Source organism: Castellaniella sp. MT123 (assembly GCF_039614765.1).
In the GTDB taxonomy this organism is placed as follows: domain Bacteria; phylum Pseudomonadota; class Gammaproteobacteria; order Burkholderiales; family Burkholderiaceae_B; genus Castellaniella.
The window spans coordinates 68,522-90,196 of record NZ_CP154879.1; the positions used below are offsets into that span (position 1 = coordinate 68,522).

Below are 21,675 nucleotides of genomic sequence, written 5' to 3' on the forward strand. Positions count from 1 at the left end.
TTCGCTGCCGTGCAGGCAGCTGAGAAGCCCGGCGGATACGGCCAGCAAGACAGTACCGATCGGGCGCTTGCTGATCTCCACCCCGCTCGGGCCGAACATAGCGGACATTCTCGCGTTGCGCCAACAGCTGGCACTCGATGCGTTGCTCGTCGACGGTTCCTGATGCGATGATGTTCGCATATGGGGTGTTTCAGCGCGAATCGAATGACGAGGGCAATCCGATGAAGAAGCCAATAACTTGCGATGTGAGCGGTTGCTGATGGCTGCGGGGACCTCGCCATTGAGTCCGTTCCGGCACCGCGCATTTGCGGTGATATGGACGGCGACCCTGGTTTCGAACATTGGCGTTTGGATGCAGAGCGCGGCCGGTGGTTGGCTGATGACGGCGCTCGCCCCCGAGCCGCGCATGGTCGCGTTGGTACAGGTTGCCAGCGCTTTGCCCATGTTCCTGCTGGGCTTGCCGGCGGGCGCCCTGGCCGACCTGTTCGACCGGCGCCGCCTGCTGCTCGCCATGGAAATCGTCGGTACCGCGCTGACGGCGGGGTTCGCGATCCTGGTTGCTCAGGGGCTCGTCACACCAGCTGTACTGCTCGCCTTTGTGTTCCTGACCAGCGCTGCGGCTGCGGCGATCGCGCCGGCCTGGCAGGCAATTGTCCCGCAGCTGGTCGAGAAAAGAGAGGATCTGGCGCCAGCGGTCGCGCTCGACAGCGTCAGTGTCAACATCAGCCGTGCCATCGGGCCGGCGCTGGCCGGCGTGCTGATCGGCAGCTGGGGCATGGCGGTACCGTTCGCGGCTTATGTCGTGCTCAACTTGGCCTGCATCCTGGCACTGTACCGGTGGCACCCGGCGGGCCGCCCGGTGGGGGATCTGCCGCCGGAGCAGTTTGGCAATGCTATCCTCGTCGGCCTGCGCCATGCCCGCTATAACCGGCCTCTGCGCGCGACGCTCGTGCGAGCCTGTGGTTTCTTTCTGTTTGCGAGCGCCTATTGGGCCTTGCTGCCGCTGGTGGCCAGCCGGCAGCTTGCGGCGGGCCCCGCAATCTACGGGCTACTGCTAGGGGCGATTGGCATCGGCGCCATCGCCGGCACGGTCGCACTGCCGCGGCTCAAGGCGTGGCTGGGCGTGGACCGGATTGTCGCTGTCGGCACGGCCGGCACTGCGGTGGCGATGGTGCTGTTCGCCCTGGCCCGGCAGGCGCCGCTTGCGCTGATAGCTGGGGCGCTCGCCGGCGCATCCTGGATTGCGGTGCTTGCCACGCTCAATGTTTCGGCCCAGATGTCGCTACCGGGTTGGGTCCGCGGCCGGGGATTGGCAACCTATGCGACCGTGATGTTCGGTGCGATGACAGTGGGCAGTCTGGCGTGGGGCGAATTCGCTTCCCTGTACGGGCTGCCGGCTGCGCATTTCGGCGCCGCCGCCGGTGTGTTGCTGACCGTACCGCTCTTGCGGCGATACAGGTTGCAGGCGGGGGTCGGCGCCGACCTGACGCCTTCCATGTACTGGCCACAGCAGGTGGTTGCCAGGGACATCGATGGCGATCAGGGGCCCGTCTTGGTGACGGTCGAGTACCGGATCTCGGTTGACGATCGAAGCGGGTTCATCGCTGCGATCCAGCGTCAGGGCGTGGCCCGCCGGCGCAACGGCGCGTACCGCTGGGGCATCTTTGAGGATGCCGCCGTTTCCGGTCGCTGGATGGAAACGTTCGTCGTGGATTCGTGGCTCGAGTACCTGCGTCAATTGAAACGCGTCTCTCACGCCGACCGAGTGCTGAACGAAGCCGTCTTGCAATATCAGCAAGGCGATCCACCAGTCGTCACATATTTCATTGCGCCTTGATTCTTGATCAGGCCAACAACCCCCAAGCCAACCGCGCCGCCACTCGCGCCGTATGCCCGTCGATGTCGAACTCCGGGTTCATTTCCGCCAGTTCCGCCAGGCGCAGCTTGCCGGATGCCCGCAGGTGCCGTGCGAATGCCTCGACGACCGACAGCGGTACGCCGAAGGCGGCCGGGGCCGACACGCCTGGCGCCACGCTGGCGGGCAGGCAGTCGATGTCGATGGTCAGGTACACGTGATCGGCCTGCTGGACCAGGGCGTCCAATTCCGCCAGGCGGGCGTCCAGGTGCCGTTCCTGCATCTCGGTGTCTTCGACATAATGCACGCCCAGTTTGCGGGCATGCTGGAATAGTCCAGCCGTATTGCCCAGGCGCGAGATGCCGAACACCGCATACTGGATGGCCTGGCCTTGCTCTTGGCAGTATTCCAGGATCTGGTCGAACGGGGTGCCGGAATTCCCCGGGCGCCGGGTTCGCAGGTCGAAATGCGCGTCCAGGTTCACGATCAGGATGGATCCGCCGCCCGCCTTTTTCAGATGGGCGTGCAGCCCCTGGAAGCTGCCCCAGGCGATGGCGTGTCCGCCGCCCAGGGTGACCAGCCGGGCGCCGGTGTCCAGAACCTGGGCGACTCGCCGGCCGAAGGCCGCCTGGGCATCTTCCAGGGCGTCGCCATGGCATTCGACATCGCCGGCGTCCCACAGGACGGTCATGTCGTGGGCTGGCAGCCCGGCGAGCTTCTGGCGGATGGCCTGCGGGCCGGACCGGGCGCCCGCGCGCCCCTGGTTGCGCCGCACGCCGGCGTCGCTGGCGAATCCCAGCAGGGCGGGGGTGCCCGGTGCGATGCCGGTATCGGCGGTGGTGACGATCTGGAACAGGCGGCGGGTGTCGCCGATTTCGGCGGAGTCGTCGCGCCCCTGCCAGAGATTCGAGGGTGCTTGCATGGAAAGACTTAACCTTCTTTCTTGAGTACGGCCTGCAGGAAGGACCGTGTGCGTTCTTCCCGGGGGTTTTTGAAGATGACGTCGGGGACGTCGGCCTCGATGACTTTGCCGCCGTCCATGACGACGACGATGTCGGCCATTTCGCGGGCGAAACCCATTTCGTGGGTGACGACCATCATGGTCATGCCTTCCTTGGCCAGCAGCTTCATGACGTTGAGCACTTCGCCGACCAGTTCCGGGTCCAGGGCCGAGGTCGGTTCGTCGAACAGCATGACCTTGGGCTGCATGGCCAGGGCGCGGGCGATGGCGACGCGCTGTTTCTGTCCGCCCGACAGGCTGGCGGGCATGGCGTCGGCTTTGTTTGCCAGACCAACTTTTTGCAGCAGCTGATGCGCCAGTTCGTCGGATTCCTTCGTGCCCATGTGCCGCAGGGTGCGCGGGCCGATGGTGACGTTTTCCAGCACGGTCAGGTGCGGGAACAGGTTGAAGGACTGGAACACCATGCCGACCTGGGTGCGCAACTGGTTCAGGTCCTTGTCGGACAGGATTTTGCCCTGGTCGACCAGGCGCTGGCCGCAGATGTCGATGGTGCCTTTTTGCGGGACTTCCAGCCCGTTGCAACAGCGCAGCAGCGTGCTCTTGCCGGACCCGCTGGGCCCGATGACGACGACGACCTGGGATTCGTCGACCTCGAAGTCCACGCCTTTCAGCACGTCGTTGCTGCCGTACGATTTATGCAGCTGGTCGATCTTGATCATGGCTTGGCGGCTCATTGCACCATTCCTCCTGCTTGCATCCGAAGTTCCACGCGGCGCAGCACGGTGGTCGTGAAGGTGGTCATGATCCAGTAGATGACGGCGATGACCAGGTAGATTTCCAGCGACCGGTAGGACACGCTGATGATCTTCTGCCCTTCGTGCATCAGGTCATGGATGGTGACCAGGGACACCAGGGCGGAATTCTTGATCAATGAGATGAACTCGTTGCCCAGCGGCGGGATCATCCGGATGAAGGCCTGGGGCAGGATGATCTTGATCATGGCCTGGCGCGACGACATGCCCAGCGACCGGGCGGCTTCCATCTGGCCGCGGTCGATCGACTGGATGGCGCCGCGCACGACCTCGGACACGTAGGACGCGGAATACATCCCCAGCCCCAGTACCCCGCAGACGAAGGCCGGCAGCAGGATGTTGAAGCGCGGCAGGCCGAAGAACCAGATGAACAGCTGGACCAGCAGCGGGGTGCCGCGAAACATGGACAAATAGACGCTGCAGATCCGGTAGGGCAGTTTGTGCTGCGGATTCAGGCGGCCGATGCCGATGAGCAGGCCCAGCAGACAGGACAGCACCAGGGCGCCGACCGTCACCTCGACGGTGACGGCCGCGCCGCTAAGCAAAGCCTGCCAGTTGGTCCAGGCGGGCGTGAAATCAAAGTTCATTGGTGGCCTTCCCCAAACCATTTCACGACGATCTTGTCATAGGTGCCGTTGGCCTTCAGGCGCGCCAGGGCGGCGTTCAGGTCCTTGGTCAGCTGGGGTTCGTTCTTGCTGACGGCGAAGCCGTATTCTTCCGTGGTGACCTGCTCGTTCAGCACCGTCAGGTTCGGGTGCGACTGGGCGTAGCGTTTGGCGGCCGGCTTGCCGGTGACGGCGGCGTCGGCCCGGCCCACTTCGACCAGGTTGAACATTTCTTCATTCTTTTCGACTTCGACGCGCTGGGCCTGCGGGTAGTGGTCCTGCAGGTATTTGACGGACTTGGTGCCGACCTGCACGGAGACCTTCTTGCCCGCCAGATCCTTCAGGGTTTTGATCGGACCGTCTTTTTTGGTCAGGACGACCAGGCCGCCGGCGTAGTAGGAATCCGTGAAGTCCACGACCTGCTTGCGCTCGGGCGTGATGTAGATGGCCGAGACGGCCATATCGGCGCGGCCCGACAGAATGGCGGGGATCAGGCCCTTGAAGTCGATGTCGGTCCATTCGATGGTCTTGCCCATTTCCTTGGCCAGGGCCGTGGTCAGATCGATGTCGAAACCGGTGCGGTGGCCGGCCTCGGTGAATTCCATCGGGGGGAAGGTCGGGTCGGTGACGGCGCGGATCGTGCCGGCGGCCTGGCTGGTGGCCGAGGCGCCCATCAGGCTGGCGGCGAGCAGCAGGGCGGTCAGGGTGGGACGAAGGGTCATGGCGGTTCCTTAGGGGGAAATGAGAAAGGGGGCTACAGGCTCTGCAGCCGGGAAGAAAGACGGGCGGCCACGTGGACCGTCATGTCGGTGAGCGCCTGGGCGCGGTTGCCGATCCGGGTGTTGGGCGCCATCAGCGTGATGGCGGCGACGGCATGGCTGGAGACCTGGAAGATCGGGGCGCTGATCCCCCAGACCCCGGCATCGACCTCGCTGTCGGTGCAGGCATAGCCCCGCGCCCTGATGTCGGAGAGTTCGGTTTCCAGGTGCCGGCGCTGGGTTTCGTCGAGCAAGCCATCGCGTTCCAGGTCGCGCAGGACGATGGCCTGGCGCTTGGCCGGCATGAAGGCCAGCAGGGTCTTCGCCGAGGCGCCCTTCAGCAGCGGCAGCCCGCGGCCTTTCACGAAGGAACAGCGCAGCTGCTGGTTGCTTTCGATCATTTCGATGCAGACCACCTGCTGGTTGACTTCCATCAGCAGTCCAGCCGATTCGCCCGTCTGGCGCGACAGCTGTTCCAGTTCGGATCGGGCTTCCAGCCGCAGATAGGAGGATTGTTCGAACCCCCGGACCAGCGGCAGGCACATTGGCCCAGGCAGGAACTGATCGTCGTGGTCCATGACGAAGCCCCAGCGCCTGAGCAGCGCCAGCTGGCGGTACAGGGTGCTTTTCGCCAGACCGGTTTCGACCATCAGGTCGCCGATGGAGGCCGGGCGTTCCAGGCGACCCAGGGTGGACAGAACCAGCAGCATGCGTTCTGCGCCTCCTTTGATCTCGGTGTCCTTTGGCGTCATGGATTGTGTCTTGCGGGTGGTTGACCCGTGCCCGGCGGTCGTTGGGGGAAATTCGATGGGTTCATTATGAGATCCTGTTCTCAAAAAATGTTTTCCATAATCCTGTTTTATGAGAATCAAAGGGTAATCCCTAATCGATGATGCCGTCGCCGACAACAGTGCGTAGTTTTCGCCCAGCGTCTTTAAGTCCTTGAGCGGCCAACGGAACTTGGGGTAACCCGCAGTTTGTCCAGGGGTTTGTCCACAGTCGGCGTGGATAAATGGGGCACGGTCGCCTGGGCCACAGGCTGGTCAATTTTTTATCTGTAGTTCCAACTATCTGATTTTTAGTCTGAAAATCGGGTGATCCAGCACTTGTCCATGAGCTTGTCCACATTCCGCGTGGACAAATCCGGCCTGGTCCGCCCGCACACTAAAATGTCTGGATCCCATTTCGTTGAATAGGATTTCCATGGAACAGTTTCAGGCCTTCTGGGCGTCGATGCCCGATTTTCAGGATGCCGCCGTGCATCTGCTGGTGACGCTGATCATCCTGGTCGTGGGCTGGACGGTCTCCAACCTGCTGGGGAACTGGGTGCGGCGGCTGTCGAGGCATTCCGCGCGGATCGATCCCACGATCATCCCGATCGTGCGCAGCGTCACCGTCTGGTCGGTGCGCACCGTGGTGCTGCTGGCGGTACTGGCGCGGCTGGGGGTGCAGACCGCCAGCCTGGTGGCCATGCTGGGCGCGTCAGCCTTGGCGATCGGCCTGGCCCTGCAGGGAACCCTGCAGAACTTCGCCGCCGGCATCATGCTGCTGCTGTTGCGGCCGGTGCGCGCCGGGGAATATGTCTCGGTCGAGGGCAAGGGCGCCGGTACGGTCGATGAAATCGGCCTGTTCATGACGCGGCTGGTGCAGTCCGACGGCATCCAGGTGCTGCTGCCCAATTCGGCGGTCTGGGGCAACCCCATTGTCAATTACAGCCGCAACTCGACGCGCCGTCTGGACATGCTGCTGGGCGTGCGCCACGATGATGATCTCGAGACCGCCTTGGGCGTTTTACGGGATCTGGTGGCCCGGCAGGCCGACGTGCTGCCCGACCCGGCGCCCGAGGTCATGGTGATGGAATACCGCGACAGCGCCGTGATGCTGAACATCCGCCTGTGGACGCTGGCCGACAAATACTGGGACGTGCGCTTCGACCTGCATCGCCGCGCGCCGCAGGCGCTGCGTCAGGCGGGCCTGCGCAGCCCGATTCCGCTGCGCGAGGTGCGCACAGTGGACGCGCCCGCCGCCAGTGATTCCTGAACCCCGCGCCGGTTAAAGCCTATTCGTCCACCATCCGGTTCAGGCGGTCCGCATCCAGCGGCCGCTGGCCGTTTTCGATGCGTTGCCCCAGGTCTTCCATGGCCTGGCAGAGCTTGTGGATGCGCTGGTCCTGCTGCGCACTGTGATTGATCAGTTCGTGCAGCACCTGGACCAGCGGGTCGTCGTCCGAACGCCCGACCCCATAAGGCGCGAAGTCCTCGGGGCGGTCTTCCGCCGCGCCACCCGTCCGCGCGCGGCCCTCGTCCGCCCGTCCGCGCTGCAGCAGGTCCTGCAGGGGGCGTGCGGCCCATTCGGACTGACAGGGCAGGCCCTGGGCGGTGGCGGATGCCGTATCGCCCGGCCGCGCGGTCACGCCGTCGGGCGTGGTCGCCGATGGGAATGGGGCGGGTTGCGCCTCGGTGTGGTCCGGCACGTTCGCCGGATCGGGCGCGGCCTCGTGGTCCTGCGGCAGGATGATGCGGGCCGGATTGCCCACCGCAGTGGCACCCGCCGGTACCGGCTTGATGACGACGGCGTTGGACCCGATGCGCGCATGGGCGCCGACGGTGAAGCCGCCCAGGATCTGCGCGCCGGCCCCGACCACGACGCCTTCTTCTAGCGTGGGATGGCGTTTTTCGCCTTTGTACAACCGTGTGCCGCCCAGGGTGACGCCCTGATAGATCGTGCAGTCGTCTCCGATCTCGGCGGTCTCGCCGATCACGACGCCGAAGCCGTGGTCGATGAAGACGCGGTTGCCGATCCGGGCGCCCGGATGGATCTCGATGCCGGTCAGCAGCCGCCCCAGGTGCGAGACGAACCGCCCCGCCCAGTACCAGTGCCGGATCCACAGACGGTGGGCCATGCGGTGGATCAGGATGGCGTGCAGGCCGGGATAGCAGGTCAGGATCTCGATACGGCTGCGGGCGGCCGGGTCCCGTTCGTGGATGCAGGCGATGTCTTCGCGAAGCTGATCAAACATGATGGTTCAGGTAGGGTCCTGGGGGTGTGTGTGGCGGGCGGTGCGGATCATGGCGGTGCACAATCCTCGCATCATATCCACTTCGTCGGTGGTCAGGCGGCTGCGGGTCCACATCTGCCGCATGCGTGGAACGAGCTTCTTCGGGTGCTGCGGATCCAGGAAACCCACGGCGATCAGGGCTTGTTCGAAATGGTCGAGCATGGCCTGGAGCCGTTCGCTGCTGGCCGGATCGGCGCCCGGGTCGTGGCGCCCGTGCGTGTCGGGCAGGCGGGCTTCGTGCGTCAGCGGCAGCAGCGCGTAGCGCATTTCCCATGCCGCCAATTGCAGCGCCTGGGATACGTTCAGAGAGCTGTATTCCGGATTGGCCGGAATGTGGCAGACCTGCTGGCACAGCGTGATGTCGTCGTTGGACAGGCCGGATCGCTCGGTGCCCAGGACGATGGCGATCCGCGCGCCGGCCCGCGACAGTTCGGTCGCGGCCTGCGCGGCGGCTTCGCGGATGTCACAGGGTGGTGGGCCCAGGGCGCGGGCGCGCGCCGTCAGGGCGAAGGCCAGGGTCGTGGGACCCAGCGCGTCGGCCAGGCTGGCGTGGATGCGGGCCTGTTCCAGGACGTCGCCCGCTCCGCTGGCCAGCGCCTGGGCATCCGGATGCCGCAGCACGTCAGGGTCCCCGGGGGTGACCAGATGCAGCGCGTGGAACCCCATGGTCTTGATGGCCCGGGCAGCCGATCCGACGTTGCCGGGATGGCTGGGGCTGACCATGATGAAGCGCACGCGGGCGAACGGATCGGGGGCCGTCGCAGCGGAATCGGAGGAAACTGGCAGAGTCATTTAAAATAGAAAACTTATTACCCGTGATCTTTGGAAACCTATGCATCCGATGCTCAACACCGCCATCAAGGCGGCACGCCGCGCAGGCGCCATCATCAACCGCGCCGGCCTGGACCTGGAACGCCTGAACGTGGCGCGCAAGGGTCCAAAGGACTACGTCACCGAGGTCGATCGGGCTGCCGAGGAATCCATCATCGACATTTTACGCACAGCCTATCCCGATCATGGCTTTCTGGGCGAGGAAACCGGTGTGCACGCGGTCGCCGGCGGTCGCGCAACGCCTGAATTCCAGTGGGTGATCGATCCGCTGGACGGCACCACGAATTTCATCCATGGCTTTCAGCACTACGCCGTGTCCATCGCGCTGATGCAGCGCGGGCAGGCCACTCACGCGGTGATTTACGACCCGACCCGCAACGAGATGTTCACCGCCAGCCGGGGCAGCGGCGCCTTCCTGAACGATCGCCGCGTGCGCGTGTCGTCCTGCCTGCGCTATCACGACGCCTTGCTGGCTTCGCATATTCCGCAATCCACGGCACTGCCGGCCACTTCGCCCTTCGTGCCGCTGCTGGCCGAATGCGCTGCCGCGCGCCGCACCGGCTCGACGGTGCTGGATCTGGCCTGGGTCGCCAGCGGGCGGCTGGATGGTTTCTGCGGCGTGGGCCTCAAGCCCTGGGATATGGCCGCCGGCAGCCTGCTGGTCCTGGAAGCCGGCGGGCTGATCGCCGATTTCCAGGGCGAGCAGGGCTGGCTGGAATCCGGCAACGTGCTGGCCGCCACCCCCAAGATCTTCGCCCAGATGATGGCCCATCTCCACGTCTGACAAGGAATCCCCAACATGGAGTGGTTGCTGGATCCGGCAGCCTGGGTGGGCCTGTTCACCCTGATCGTCCTCGAAATTGTCCTGGGCATCGACAATCTGGTCTTCATCGCGATTCTGGTGGACAAGCTCCCGCCCAAGGAACGCGACCGTGCACGGGTGACGGGGCTCAGCCTGGCATTGGTCATGCGGCTGCTGCTGCTGACGCTGATGTCCCACCTGGTGACCTTCACCACGCCCTTGTTCCATGTGGGCGACATGGGGTTTTCCGGCCGGGACGTGATCCTGATCGTCGGCGGGTTCTTCCTGCTGTTCAAGGGCACGTTCGAACTGCATGATCGGATCGAGGGCCGCACGCAGCGGGCCTCGGGGTCCCGCCTGCACGCCGGCTTCGCGGTGATCGTCACCCAGATCGTGATCCTGGACGCGGTGTTCTCCATCGACTCAGTGATCACGGCGGTGGGGATGGTGGATCATCTCGCCATCATGATGGCGGCGGTGGTGATCGCCATGGGCATCATGCTGGTGGCGTCCAAGCCGCTGACGACGTTTGTCAATGCCCACCAGACCGTGGTCATCCTGTGTCTGGGGTTCCTGCTGACCATCGGCTTTTCACTGATGGCCGACGGCTTCAAATTCCCGGTCCCCAAGGGCTACCTGTACGCCGCCATCGTCTTTTCAGTGCTGATCGAGACCCTGAACCAATGGGCCAAACGCAACGTCCGGCGTGCCGAGATGCGCCGGCCGCTGCGCGAACGCACCGCCGAAACCGTCCTGCTGATGCTGGGGCGCAAACCGCTGGTCGGCCCGGAACCTGAAGACGGCCAGGCGGCCGCCAAGCCCATCGAGGTGTTCGGCGACGAGGAACGCAATATGGTCAGCGGGGTGCTGACGCTCAGCGATCGCAACGTCCATTCCGTGATGACCCCCCGCACCGATGTTTCCTGGATCAATCTGGAAGCGCCCGTCGAGGAATTGCGCGAGCAACTGATCCGCGAGCCGCACAGCTTTTTCCCTGTCTGCCGGGGCACCCTGGACGAGGTCGTCGGGGTCGGGCGCGCGAAAGATCTGCTGCTGGACCTGATCGAACACGGCGGCATCCGCGAAACCCGCCTGCGCGAACCGATCATCGTCCATGAAAGCATCCAGATCCTGTCGCTCATGGAAACGCTCAAGCGCGCCCATGGCCTGCTGGTGCTGGTGGCCGACGAATTCGGTTCCATCGTCGGCGTGGTGACGCCCATCGACATCTTCGAGGCCATCGCCGGTGAATTCCCCGACGAGGACGAGGCCCCCGACATCATCGACCAGGGTCAGGGCCGCTGGCGGGTGGACGGCGCCGCCGACCTGCACCATCTGGAACAGATCCTGCATACCGACGGCCTGGTGGACGAGGACGAGGAATACTCCACCATCGCCGGCTACCTGCTCAGCCGCTTCGGCCGCCTGCCAGACGTCGGCGACCAGTGTGAACTTGTGCACGACTACGACGGCTTCCGCTTCACTGTCGCCGCCCTGGAAGGCCGCCGAATCTCCGCCGTGCAGATCGAACGCATCCCCCCTCTCGACACAGAACCCGAGGTGGAACAGTTAGGGTGAACCGCCTGCAGGCGGCCACCCATGCATCCGGATTCCGTCCGTATCGATCGAAATCCAGCCCCCGCGCGTCGGCGCGGCATGATCGAATTCCCAGTCGGGCAGCACGTAGCGCCGGCCCTCATGATCGCCCAGCGGCACCGTGTGGACCGCCGGCCGGTGCGTATGACCGTGAATCAGTGTCTCGCAGCCGGCGGATGCCATGGCCCGGCTTACCGCATCCCGGTTCACGTCCATGATCCGCATCGGCTTGGTGCCGTGGGCCCGTCGGCTGCGTTCGCGCGCCCATCGGGCGATCGCCCGGCGCAGCGGCAGCGGCAGGGCCAGGAACATCTTCTGTATCCAGGGGGTGCGCACCACACACCGGAAGCGCTGGTAGGCGACGTCATCCGTGCAGTATTCGTCCCCGTGCGCCAGCAGGATTGCGCCGGCATCGGTGTCCAGGCGGATGGGGGCGGGGATCAGTTGCGCGCCCAGCGCGCGGGCCAGGGCCGCGCCCATCAGGAAATCCCGGTTGCCGTGGATCAGCCACAGCGGGATTGCTTGCGCCGTCAGGCGCAGTTCGCGCAGGGCGTCTTCCAGCCAGGCGGGCGGCTGACGCAGCGCGTGGTCGTCGCCGATCCAGGCATCGAAGATGTCGCCGCACAGGATCAGTGTCTGGGCCTGCGTGCGGGCCTGCGCCAGAAAATCGTAAAAGGCGCCCGCCGTCCGTGGAACGGCGGCGCCCAGGTGGATGTCCGAGGCGATCCAGAGGACGCCTGGAAGTCTCGCCTTATTCAACCAGGGTGGCGCTTTCGATGACGACGTCTTCCACCGGGACGTCTTGGTGGAAGCCCTTGTTGCCGGTCTTGACCTTCTTGATCTCATCGACCACTTCCGTGCCTTCGATGACGCGGCCGAACACCGTGTAGCCCCAGCCGTTGGAGGTGGGCGCCGTGAAGTTCAGGAAGTCGTTGTCCGCCACGTTGATGAAGAACTGGGCGGTGGCCGAGTGCGGGTCGGACGTGCGCGCCATGGCCAGCGTGTAGCGATTGTTCTTCAGGCCGTTGTTGGCCTCGTTTTCGACGGGGGCGTGGGTCTGCTTTTGCTTCATGCCGGGTTCGAAACCACCGCCCTGGACCATGAAGTTGTTGATGACGCGGTGAAAGATCGTGCCGTCGTAGAAGCCTTCCTTCACGTAGGTCAGGAAGTTTTCGACCGTCTTGGGTGCTTTGTCGGCATCCAGCTCGATGAGCATGTCGCCCTTGTTGGTGTGCAGCTTGACGTGCGGATTGGTGCTCATGGGTTTGCCTTGGGTGGAGTTGAGGGGACCGGAAGCGGCGCCTGCCAGGCCGGGGGCCATGGCCAGGGCGCAGCCCAGGCTGAGGACGCGCATCCAGGACAGGATGCGGGTGGAAAAAAACGGATGGGACATGAGTATCGGCGGCGGTCGGTTGAAGGGACGCGAGCGGTTGGCGCGGGTGCCGCCTAGCGCATGGTGGCTGGTGCCGTGGGCAGTGGGCGTTTGCCGGGCTGATTCTGGAGCGGTTCGGGGGTAGCCGGGACGATGGTGGCCGGATGGGTCTGGGCGGCGCGTGCCCGGGCGAAAGATTCTTGCGCCAGCGCCATCTGCACATGGCCCAGGTTTTCCAGCGCGGGGGCGAAGGACGGGTCCGAGGCCAGCGCCATGTTCAGGGCGTCGTGTGCCATCTGCAGTTTGCCTTGTCCGGCGTATTCGATGGCCAGGGCATTCCAGGGTTCGGGCAGTTCGGGGAAGGCTTCCGTCATCCGCTGCCACAGGGCGATGGCCTGGTCGTGTTCGCCCAGAGCCGCCAGCGCGCGGCCTTTCTGGTATTCGAGCTGGACGTCGGTGCCCACCGGGGCCGATGCGGCGCGCGCGGTTTCGCGTTTCTGGATGACGTCCAGGGCTTCGCGGGCCTGCCCCGCATCGATCATCGCCGCGATGTGGTCGGTGACCTGCGACGGCGTCAGGGGGATGGCCGTGTTGACCGACGGCGTGGCTTTTTGCAGCAGATCGGCGAAGGCTTTCCAGCCGCCGTCCGGGGCTTCGGGCAGCGTGAACTCACCCGTCTTCGGGTTGAAATTCAGGTCTTGGAGCGCGGCCCCGGACGCGTTAGTATCATGGGATGCGCCGGTCGCCGGCCCTGCCGCCAGGCCCGCGCACAGAGTCAAAACAGTCAGAAAAACACGAATCACGACACGCAGCGCCTATGGGAGGGTTCAGGGATGGAGCCAGGGGACGGTATACTTGGCAGTTCATTTTACATCCCATCGCGCAGCCGGCAGGCCCGGCGTGTGGGGATCGCTTGACCTTGCCCATCCGACATGCTGCACATTTATAACACCCTTTCGCGCCAGAAAACCCCACTGCGAACCGTCGAACCGGGGGTGGTGCGCATGTATGTCTGCGGCATGACGGTGTATGACTTCTGTCACCTGGGCCATGCCCGCATGCTGGTCAGCTTCGATGTGGTGCAGCGCTGGCTGCGGGCGTCCGGCTACCGGGTGCGCTATGTGCGCAACATCACCGATATCGACGACAAGATCATCCGCCGCGCCGTCGAGCGCGGCGTGCCCATCCGCGCGCTGACCGAATTCTTCATCGCCGCCATGCGCGCCGACGAACGCGCCCTGGGGGTCCAGGCGCCCGACGACGAGCCGCGCGCCACAGAACACGTGACCGGCATGCTCGACATCATCCGCATCCTGGAATCAAAAGGTCTGGCCTATCGCGGCGCCGACGGCGACGTCAATTTCTCGGTGCGCAAATTCCCGGGCTACGGGAAACTGTCCGGCAAGTCGCTCGACGACCTGCGCGCCGGCGAGCGCGTGGCGGTCGCGGCGGGCAAGCAAGACCCCCTGGATTTCGTGCTGTGGAAATCGGCCAAGCCCGCCGAACCCGCCGATACCCGCTGGGATTCCGACTACGGGCCCGGGCGCCCCGGCTGGCATATCGAATGCTCGGCCATGAGCCACAGCCTGCTGGGCATGCCGCTGGATATCCACGGCGGCGGTCCCGACCTGAAATTTCCCCACCACGAAAACGAGATCGCGCAAAGCGAAGGCGCCTTTGGCGGCGCGCTGGCCACGACCTGGATGCACTGCGGCCCGATGATGGTGGACGCCGAAAAAATGTCCAAATCGCTGGGCAATTTCCGCCGTATCCGCGATACCGTGACCGACGGCGTGGCCGACGATGCCTCCGACTATGTCGCCAACCCGCGTGAATCCGAAATGCTGCGGTTTTTCCTGGTGCGCAGTCATTACCGCAGCGTGCAGAACTACACGCCCGACAACCTGCAGGATGCGCAGCACGCGCTCGACCGGCTGTATCAGGCGCTGGCCAACGTGCCGCCGGCCGCCACGGTCATCGATTGGGACACGCCCGCCGCGCAGGCCTTCCAGGCCGCCATGGATGACGATTTCAACACGGCCGGCGCCGTGGCCGTGCTGTTCGATCTGGCCAATCAGGCCAATCGTGATGCCAGCCCCCAGGCCAGCGGCCTGTTGCGCGCGCTGGGGGGCATCCTGGGCCTGCTGCAGACCAATCCTCAGGTCTATCTGCAATCACCCACCCGATTCCTGTCTGGCGGGACACAGGCCGCGCCACTGACCGCCGACGCCATCGAGGCGCTGGTGGCCGAACGCATCCAGGCCAAGGCGTCCCGCAATTTTGCCCGTGCCGATCAGATCCGCGCCGAACTGCGCGAACAGGGTGTCGAGCTCGCCGACGTTGCCGGCGGCCTGACGCAATGGCGGCGGGTGTAAACGTGGACATGCACTACCCAGACACTCAGCTGCGCCCGGTCTACTGGGCAGAGGCCTGCCAGGACCTGATGCAGCGTGACCGCATCCTGCGCAAACTGATCCCGGTCTATGGCGAGGAGCGCATCCAGGTGCGTCAAAGCCCCTACCAGACCCTGATCCGCATCATCGTGGGCCAGCAGATTTCCCTGGCGCTTGGCCGCAAGCTCTGGCAGCAACTGGTCCGGGCCTGCGGGCCGGACACGCTGCCCGATGCGATCATCCAGCATTCCGAAGCCGAATTGCGCGCCATGGGGCTGTCCCTGCGCAAGGCCCAGTACGTCCGCGACGCGGCCGTGTATTTTCAGCAGTCCGAACGGATGGACCCGGCCTGGTGGCAGGCGCAGGACAATGCCGCCATCCTGTCGCAGCTGTGCGAAATCCGCGGGGTGGGGCGCTGGTCGGCCGAAATGTTCCTGATTTTTTTCCTGGGCCGCCCGGACGTGCTGCCGCTCGACGACACCGCGCTGCTCAAGGCCATTTCCCATCACTACTTCAGTGGCGAACCCGTGTCGCGCTTCGAGGCCCGCGAGGTCTCGCAGGCCTGGGCGCCGTGGCGCACGGTCGCCAGCTGGTACCTGTGGCGCAGCATGGATGCCGCTGCCGTCGAATATTGATCTTTCCATCCTGGAAATCCTGTACTCATGCGAAATACCTTTCTTGAATTCGAACAGCCCCTGGCCGAACTCGATCAGAAGATCGAGGAACTGCGCTACGTGCAGACGGATTCCGCCGTGGACATCTCCGAGGAAGTCGGCCGTCTGCAGCAGAAAAGCCAGACCCTGGCCAAGAGCATCTATGCCAAGCTCACCCCCTGGCAGACGGCGCTGGTGGCGCGCCACCCGCAGCGCCCCTACACCATGGACTACGTCCATGCGCTGTTTACGGATTTCCACGAGTTGCACGGCGATCGCATGTACGCCGACGACCAGTCCATCGTGGGTGGGCTGGCGCGATTCAACGGCACGCCCTGCATGGTGATCGGTCACCAAAAAGGCCGCGACACCAAGGAACGCGCCATGCGCAATTTCGGCATGCCGCGCCCGGAGGGCTACCGCAAGGCCCTGCGCCTGATGCGTCTGGCCGAGAAATTCCGCCTGCCGATCTTCACCTTCGTCGATACCCCGGGTGCCTACCCCGGGGTTGGCGCCGAGGAACGCGGCCAGTCCGAAGCCATCGGCCACAACCTGTTCGCGATGGCTGGGCTCAAGGTGCCCATCATCGTCACCATCATCGGCGAGGGCGGCTCGGGCGGGGCTCTGGCGATCGCGGTCGGCGATACCGTCATGATGTTGCAGTACTCCACGTATTCGGTGATCTCGCCCGAGGGCTGCGCGTCCATTTTGTGGCGCAGTGCCGACAAGGCTGCGACTGCGGCCGAAGCCCTGGCCATCACGGCGCCCCGCCTGAAGGATCTGGGCCTGATCGATCGCGTGGTCAACGAACCGGTGGGCGGCGCCCACCGTGACCCGGCCACCATGGCGCGCCAGCTGCATCGGGCCCTGGCCGATGCGCTGCGCGAATTGTCCGGCCTGGAAACCGACGAACTCCTGCGCCGTCGCATGGAGCGTATCTCCGCCTATGGGCGCTTCCAGGAAGCCCGCTGATCCACGGCGCCTGATTCCGATGGCGTGCCTGACCGCTGGTGGCTGCCCGATGATCGGGTGGGTCATCGGCGCGTGGCGCATCGGCTGTATGACGCAGGAGTGTCCCCATGAAGCCTGTCGCGGCGGATCGGTGGTGTGCCACTTATGATGATGATCTGCTGACCGCGGTGCGCGTCGCGCTGGCCGACGTTCCCGCCGGCGCGGCCCTGGGTGTGGCGCTCAGCGCCGGGGCCGATTCGGCCATGCTGGCCCTGCACGCTGCGAGGGTGGCCGCCGATACCGGCCGGCACCTGCACTGTTTCCACATTCATCATGGCCTGCAGGCTTCCGCCGACGAATGGCTAAATCAAGCGCATCGTCTGGCCGGGCTGATCGGCGTTTCCTGCCATAGCCGGCGCGTCCGGGTCGATGCGCAGGGAACCGGCATGGAGGCCGCCGCCCGAGCGGCCCGTTATGCCGCCTTGGCCGATCTGGCCGCACAGGCCGGGGTGGGGCACGTCCTGCTGGCGCATCATCAGGACGATCAGGCCGAAACTGTGCTGCTGCGCCTGTTGCGCGGTGCCGGACCGCTGGGGCTGGGTGCCATGGCGCCGGTGATGCGGCGCGATGATCTGCTGTATCTGCGCCCCTGGCTGGATCAGCCGCGCTCGCACATCCTCCAGGCCGCCGACCGGTTCGCCGCGATCAGCGGCTGGCAGCCCGTGCACGATCCCAGCAACCGGGACGCGCGATACGCGCGCGGCGCCGTGCGTGCCGATCTGGCGCCCGTCCTCGATGGGCGATGGCCTGCCTGGCGCCGCACGCTGGCGCGCCACGCCCGCCAGGCGCGCGAACTGGAACAGTGGGCACTGGATGCCGTGCGCGAGGACTGGCCGCGTCTGGATCCGGATGCCGATGGTCTGGGCTTTTCCCTGGCCTCCTGGCGTCTGCTGCCGGCCTCGCGCCAGGCGCCTGTGTTGCGATTCTGGCTGCGGTCCCAGGGTTTGCGCATGCCCACCGAGGCCCGCCTGGATGCGTGGCTCAAGCAGCTGCGCGAAGTCCATGCCCTGGGCCATGACCGTCAGGTGCGCTTGCGCCATGAATCGCACTGGATCGTGGTGCAAAAGGGGCGGGTCCTGCTGGTTCCGGAAACATCCTCAAAACCCAGTTAGAATAATCAGCTTATCTTCAGTTCGGTTGCGCTGCCTGTGGGCCTGATCGCAGCCTTTCACTTCCTCGTTATCATGCTCATCGTTCAGAAATACGGCGGGACCTCCATGGGGTCCGTCGAACGCATTCAGAATGTCGCCCGGCGCGTGGCCAAATGGCACGCCGCCGGCCATCAGGTGGTCGTCGTGCCTTCGGCCATGTCCGGGGAAACCAATCGCCTGCTGGGGCTGGCCAAGGAAATCTCGCCCCAGCCCGACCCGCGCGAACTGGACATGCTGGCTTCCACGGGCGAACAGGCCAGCAGCGCGCTGCTGGCCATCGCCCTGATGCGCCAGGGTGTGGCGGCCCGCAGCTACGCTGGTTGGCAGGTGCCGGTGCTGACCGACAGCGCCTACACCAAGGCCCGGATCAAGTCGATCGACGATTCCCGCATCCGCGCCGATCTGGACTCCGGCCGGGTGGTGATCATCACCGGTTTCCAGGGCATCGACGACGACGGCCATATCACCACCTTGGGGCGCGGCGGGTCGGATACCTCGGCGGTGGCGGTGGCGGCGGCGATGAAGGCCGACGAATGCCTGATCTTCACCGACGTGGACGGGGTCTACACCACCGATCCGCGCGTCGTGCCGGAAGCCCGCCGCATGAACGTCATCTCGTTCGAGGAAATGCTGGAAATGGCCTCGCTCGGGTCCAAGGTCCTGCAGATCCGCTCTGTTGAATTCGCTGGCAAATATCAGGTGCCTCTGCGCGTACTGTCGTCACTGACCGATCCCATGATCCCGGTCGACGAGGAAATGCATTCGGGCACGCTCATCACTTTCGAGGAAGATCAGAAAATGGAATCCGCTGTTGTCTCCGGCATTGCGTTCAGCCGCGACGAAGCCAAAGTCACCCTGCGCAATGTGCCCGACACCCCGGGCGTTGCCTATTCGATCCTGGGCCCCGTGGCCGCGGCCAACATCGACGTGGACATGATCCTGCAGAACATCTCCCAGCAGGGCATGACCGACTTCTCCTTCACCGTCAACCGCAACGATTTCCTGCGCACGCTGGACCTGCTGAAGAACCAGATCGGGCCGACCGTGGGTGCCGGTGAAGTCGTCTCCGACGACAAGGTCGCGAAGGTCTCGATTGTCGGCATCGGCATGCGCAGTCACGTGGGTGTGGCCAGCCTGATGTTCCGCACCCTCGCCGAGGAAGGCATCAACATCCAGATGATCAGCACGTCGGAAATCAAGACCTCGGTGCTGATCAACGACAAATACATGGAACTGGCGGTGCGCGCCCTGCACAAGGCCTTCGAACTGGACCAGGAACCCGTCAAGGCCGAATCCTGATCAAAGTCGACAGCGCCGGTTCCTGTGCTAGAATGCCGGTCTTGCCGGAGACATGGCCGAGTGGTTGAAGGTACTCCCCTGCTAAGGGAGCATGCGGCTTATACCCGCATCGAGGGTTCGAATCCCTCTGTCTCCGCCAGTGCTGTTTATACAACACTGTTATACAGCTTTATGCAAAGCCCGCATGTTGAACGACATGGCGGGCTTTTTTGTTGCTAAAGTAACAACAGTCATTCGTGGCAATACCGTTGTAACGACACTGTATTACTGTGTCATTTCGACCATGAGAGGCAAGCACTGATGATTGATGCACTGGTCCAAGGCAAGTTGTTCGGCAGTCCCAGACAAAGCACCGGGAAGGCCGGCAATCTCTATGTCACGGCCAGGGCCAAGGTCTGGACCAACAACGGCGACCTGCTGATGTGCGATGTCGTCGCATTCGAGGATTCCGTACAGACCGCCCTGCTGGCCCTGACCGACGGCGACAGCGTGGCGCTGTCGGGTCATCTGGTGCCCAAGGTTGTCCAGACCCCCTCGGGCGAGTACCGGCCGGGCATGAACATGGTGGCCCATGGTCTGCTGTCGACCTATCAGGTGCGGCGCAAGCGCCACGCCCTCGAAGAATAGTCAATTCTCGGGCACTTCAGAATATCGGTTCCCGATCCTCGTGGTCGTACATGGGATCGGGCCCCGGGTGGAATTTCGTGACGTGATCCCCGTCACGGCCGAAAAACACGAACATCAGCGAATTCCAGACGTGATCCTGCTTGTAGCGGTAGTTCCAGACAATCTGGCGCACGCTGGGCAGGCCCACCGCGTCGGTGAAGGCCGGGGGGCCGAATTCGCAGCGCACCTGGTCCGGCGTCCAGGTACCCTGTTTCAGGACCTCGAAGTGTTCGTCCGTCAGGATCGGCTGCACGGATTCCACGCGGCCCTGGGGGTCCACCGTGGATGCCCAGGCGTATTGCCCGAAAGGCTGTTGCGACCAGATGACGCGCTCGCGCCCCTGCCGGTCCGTGCATTGCAGCGTGGGGACGCCGAATTTCGCTTCCACCTGGGCGAGCGGGGTGCCCGGCGGCGTGTCCGCCATATTGGCGCAGCCGACCAGCCACAGGCAGGCGCCCGCCGCGAGGATGCCCCGGATGGATGTGCGTGGGTTGAAACGGACGGACATCGAGGTCTTCCTGTGGTGTGTTCGAAAACGGACCCGCGTGCGGGAAACGCTATGCCGGTGCCGCGGGGCATATGAACCATTGTAGCGACGCGCCGGCGACTTATCCGAAGAACCAGTAGCACACGCCGATGGATGCCAGGACGCCGGCCAGATCCGCCAGCAGGGCGCAGCCCACCGAATGGCGGGCGCGCTGGATGCCCACGGCGCCGAAATACACCGCCAGCACGTAGAACGTGGTTTCGGTGCTGCCCTGGACGGTCGCGGCCAGCAGGGATGCGAAGCTGTCCGGCCCCGTGTGCTGCATCGTTTCGATCAGCAGGGCGCGCGCCGCGCTGCCCGAAAACGGCTTGACCAGGGCCGTGGGCAGCGCATCGACGAATCGCGTGTCCAGCCCGGCCACACTCACCGCCCAGCGGATGGCGTCCAGCACCAGATCCAGCGCGCCCGATGCCCGCAGGACGCCGACGGCGCAGAGCATGGCGATCAGGTAGGGCAGCAGGTTCTTGCAGACGTCGAAGCCGTCCCGGGCACCCTCGATGAAGCTTTCGTAGACGGGAATCCGTTTCCAGGCGCCGGCGATCAGGAAGGCGATGATGATGCCAAAGAGCACCAGATTGCCCAGCAGCGACGATAGGGCAGCCACGGCGCTGGCGCTGATGGTGGCCAGCAGGGCCATGAATCCGCCCAGCAGCAGGGCGCCGGTGCCCAGCCAGGCCAGCACGACCGGGTCGATCAGCCGCAGCCGCTGCATCCAGGCGACGGACAGCAGGCCGGTCAGCGTAGAGGCCGAGGTCGCCAGCAGGATGGGCAGGAACACCAGGGTCGGGTCGGGCGCGCCCTGCTGGGCCCGGTACATGAAGATCGACACCGGCAGCAGGGTCAGGGACGAGGAATTCAGCACCAGGAACAGGATCTGCGCGTTGGTGGCGGTCTTGGGTTCGGGGTTCAGCGTCTGCAGTGCGTGCATGGCGCGCAGCCCGATGGGGGTGGCGGCATTGTCCAGCCCCAGCGCGTTGGCGGCGAAATTCAGGGTCATCAGCCCCAGGGCGGGGTGCCCCGGGGGAACCCCCGGCATCAGGCGGCGAAACAGCGGCCCGAGCAGCCGCGCCAGTCCTTGCACCAGACCCGCGGATTCGGCGATGCGCAGGAATCCCATCCAGAGCGTCAGCGTGCCGAACAGCAGCAGCATGACCTTCACCGACAGGTCGGCCATGTCGAACAGGCTGGCGATCAACCGGGCAAAGATGCCGGGGTCACCCAGCACCAGCCACTGAAACAGGGCGCTGACCGCCGCGATCAGGAAGAATCCGAGCCACAGGACGTTCAGCATGAAGGATTGGCGTC

22 protein-coding genes, 1 tRNA gene and 1 CRISPR repeat array (1 of these 24 running past the window's edge) are annotated in these 21,675 nt (G+C 64.9%); of the genes, 11 read left to right on the forward strand and 12 right to left on the reverse strand.

The genetic code is table 11. The annotated features are described in order from the left end of the window. A CRISPR array of direct repeats spans positions 1-27; the repeat unit is 28 nt; it begins 4,204 nt to the left of the window's first position. A 232-nt stretch (positions 28-259) separates the two neighbouring features. Beyond that, the gene (locus ABCV34_RS00315) at positions 260-1,837 is read left to right on the forward strand and encodes an MFS transporter (RefSeq protein ID WP_345797264.1); all 1,578 of its coding nucleotides are present in this window, start codon (positions 260-262) and stop codon (positions 1,835-1,837) included. 7 nt (positions 1,838-1,844) lie between these two features. Here the strand turns inward: ABCV34_RS00315 and hutG are convergent, their stop codons facing one another. The 5 genes from hutG to ABCV34_RS00340 form a co-directional block, all read right to left on the reverse strand. Continuing rightward, the gene (gene hutG, locus ABCV34_RS00320) at positions 1,845-2,777 is read right to left on the reverse strand and encodes a formimidoylglutamase (RefSeq protein WP_345797265.1); all 933 of its coding nucleotides are present in this window, start codon (positions 2,775-2,777) and stop codon (positions 1,845-1,847) included. Positions 2,778-2,785: 8 nt separating this feature from the next. Beyond that, on the reverse strand, positions 2,786-3,550 hold the full coding sequence (locus ABCV34_RS00325; protein WP_345797266.1) for an amino acid ABC transporter ATP-binding protein: 765 nt from the start codon (positions 3,548-3,550) through the stop codon (positions 2,786-2,788). After that, complete coding sequence (locus tag ABCV34_RS00330) at positions 3,547-4,215, reverse strand: amino acid ABC transporter permease (protein ID WP_345797267.1); 669 nt, start codon at positions 4,213-4,215, stop codon at positions 3,547-3,549. Before ABCV34_RS00330 ends, ABCV34_RS00325 begins: the two co-directional genes overlap by 4 nt. Then, on the reverse strand, positions 4,212-4,907 hold the full coding sequence (locus ABCV34_RS00335) for a transporter substrate-binding domain-containing protein (protein ID WP_345798646.1): 696 nt from the start codon (positions 4,905-4,907) through the stop codon (positions 4,212-4,214). The genes ABCV34_RS00330 and ABCV34_RS00335 overlap by 4 nt, the downstream gene beginning before the upstream one ends. 80 nt (positions 4,908-4,987) lie before the next feature. Next, entirely contained in the window at positions 4,988-5,743 is a 756-nt protein-coding gene (locus ABCV34_RS00340; RefSeq protein ID WP_345797268.1) for an IclR family transcriptional regulator, read from the reverse strand. Positions 5,744-6,194: 451 nt separating this feature from the next. Here ABCV34_RS00340 and ABCV34_RS00345 point away from each other — a divergent pair, with 451 nt between their 5' ends. Beyond that, positions 6,195-7,031 (forward strand): mechanosensitive ion channel family protein, encoded by an 837-nt coding sequence (locus tag ABCV34_RS00345; RefSeq protein WP_345797269.1) that lies wholly within the window; start codon positions 6,195-6,197, stop codon positions 7,029-7,031. Positions 7,032-7,050: 19 nt separating this feature from the next. Here ABCV34_RS00345 and cysE read toward each other — a convergent pair whose 3' ends face one another. Both cysE and ABCV34_RS00355 read right to left on the reverse strand, forming a co-directional pair. Beyond that, positions 7,051-8,010 carry a serine O-acetyltransferase gene (gene cysE / locus ABCV34_RS00350; protein ID WP_345797270.1) on the reverse strand — a complete coding sequence of 320 codons (960 nt, stop codon included), beginning with the start codon at positions 8,008-8,010 and terminating at the stop codon, positions 7,051-7,053. Positions 8,011-8,016: 6 nt separating this feature from the next. Further along, positions 8,017-8,841: an RNA methyltransferase gene (locus tag ABCV34_RS00355; RefSeq protein WP_345797271.1), complete on the reverse strand. Its 825-nt coding sequence runs from the start codon at positions 8,839-8,841 to the stop codon at positions 8,017-8,019. Between the two features lie 40 nt (positions 8,842-8,881). On the opposite strand from ABCV34_RS00355, the gene ABCV34_RS00360 reads away from it, so the two are divergent. Both ABCV34_RS00360 and ABCV34_RS00365 read left to right on the forward strand, forming a co-directional pair. Then, positions 8,882-9,664, forward strand: a complete 783-nt coding sequence (locus tag ABCV34_RS00360) for an inositol monophosphatase family protein (RefSeq protein ID WP_345797272.1) — start codon at positions 8,882-8,884, stop codon at positions 9,662-9,664. 15 nt (positions 9,665-9,679) lie between these two features. Continuing rightward, the gene (locus ABCV34_RS00365; protein ID WP_345797273.1) at positions 9,680-11,260 is read left to right on the forward strand and encodes a TerC family protein; all 1,581 of its coding nucleotides are present in this window, start codon (positions 9,680-9,682) and stop codon (positions 11,258-11,260) included. Here ABCV34_RS00365 and ABCV34_RS00370 read toward each other — a convergent pair. The 3 genes from ABCV34_RS00370 to ABCV34_RS00380 all read right to left on the reverse strand — a co-directional run bounded on the left by ABCV34_RS00370 (position 11,252) and on the right by ABCV34_RS00380 (position 13,453). Further along, positions 11,252-12,037 (reverse strand): UDP-2,3-diacylglucosamine diphosphatase, encoded by a 786-nt coding sequence (locus ABCV34_RS00370; RefSeq protein WP_345797274.1) that lies wholly within the window; start codon positions 12,035-12,037, stop codon positions 11,252-11,254. The genes ABCV34_RS00365 and ABCV34_RS00370 overlap by 9 nt on opposite strands. Then, positions 12,030-12,539 carry a peptidylprolyl isomerase gene (locus tag ABCV34_RS00375; RefSeq protein WP_345798647.1) on the reverse strand — a complete coding sequence of 170 codons (510 nt, stop codon included), beginning with the start codon at positions 12,537-12,539 and terminating at the stop codon, positions 12,030-12,032. The genes ABCV34_RS00370 and ABCV34_RS00375 overlap by 8 nt, the downstream gene beginning before the upstream one ends. Positions 12,540-12,724: 185 nt before the next feature. Further along, positions 12,725-13,453 (reverse strand): tetratricopeptide repeat protein, encoded by a 729-nt coding sequence (locus tag ABCV34_RS00380; RefSeq protein ID WP_345797275.1) that lies wholly within the window; start codon positions 13,451-13,453, stop codon positions 12,725-12,727. A 129-nt stretch (positions 13,454-13,582) separates the two neighbouring features. On the opposite strand from ABCV34_RS00380, the gene cysS reads away from it, so the two are divergent. The 7 genes from cysS (at position 13,583) to ABCV34_RS00415 (ending at position 19,784) form a co-directional block, all read left to right on the forward strand. Continuing rightward, entirely contained in the window at positions 13,583-15,025 is a 1,443-nt protein-coding gene (gene cysS, locus ABCV34_RS00385; RefSeq protein WP_345797276.1) for a cysteine--tRNA ligase, read from the forward strand. A gap of 8 nt (positions 15,026-15,033) precedes the next feature. Continuing rightward, positions 15,034-15,678, forward strand: coding sequence for a DNA-3-methyladenine glycosylase 2 family protein (locus ABCV34_RS00390; RefSeq protein WP_345797277.1), 645 nt, complete (start codon positions 15,034-15,036; stop codon positions 15,676-15,678). 27 nt (positions 15,679-15,705) lie between these two features. After that, entirely contained in the window at positions 15,706-16,668 is a 963-nt protein-coding gene (locus ABCV34_RS00395; RefSeq protein WP_345797278.1) for an acetyl-CoA carboxylase carboxyltransferase subunit alpha, read from the forward strand. Between the two features lie 107 nt (positions 16,669-16,775). Then, positions 16,776-17,819: a tRNA lysidine(34) synthetase TilS gene (tilS, locus tag ABCV34_RS00400; protein WP_345797279.1), complete on the forward strand. Its 1,044-nt coding sequence runs from the start codon at positions 16,776-16,778 to the stop codon at positions 17,817-17,819. Between the two features lie 69 nt (positions 17,820-17,888). Next, positions 17,889-19,157, forward strand: coding sequence for an aspartate kinase (locus ABCV34_RS00405; protein ID WP_345798648.1), 1,269 nt, complete (start codon positions 17,889-17,891; stop codon positions 19,155-19,157). Positions 19,158-19,203: 46 nt separating this feature from the next. Further along, positions 19,204-19,296: transfer RNA gene (locus ABCV34_RS00410), tRNA-Ser, on the forward strand. Between the two features lie 161 nt (positions 19,297-19,457). Then, positions 19,458-19,784 (forward strand): single-stranded DNA-binding protein, encoded by a 327-nt coding sequence (locus ABCV34_RS00415; RefSeq protein ID WP_345797280.1) that lies wholly within the window; start codon positions 19,458-19,460, stop codon positions 19,782-19,784. 16 nt (positions 19,785-19,800) lie between these two features. On the opposite strand, the gene ABCV34_RS00420 is transcribed toward ABCV34_RS00415, so the two are convergent. Both ABCV34_RS00420 and ABCV34_RS00425 read right to left on the reverse strand, forming a co-directional pair. Next, positions 19,801-20,247: a hypothetical protein gene (locus ABCV34_RS00420; RefSeq protein WP_345798649.1), complete on the reverse strand. Its 447-nt coding sequence runs from the start codon at positions 20,245-20,247 to the stop codon at positions 19,801-19,803. A 184-nt stretch (positions 20,248-20,431) separates the two neighbouring features. Next, complete coding sequence (locus ABCV34_RS00425) at positions 20,432-21,661, reverse strand: nucleoside recognition domain-containing protein (RefSeq protein ID WP_345797281.1); 1,230 nt, start codon at positions 21,659-21,661, stop codon at positions 20,432-20,434. Positions 21,662-21,675: the final 14 nt, after the last annotated feature.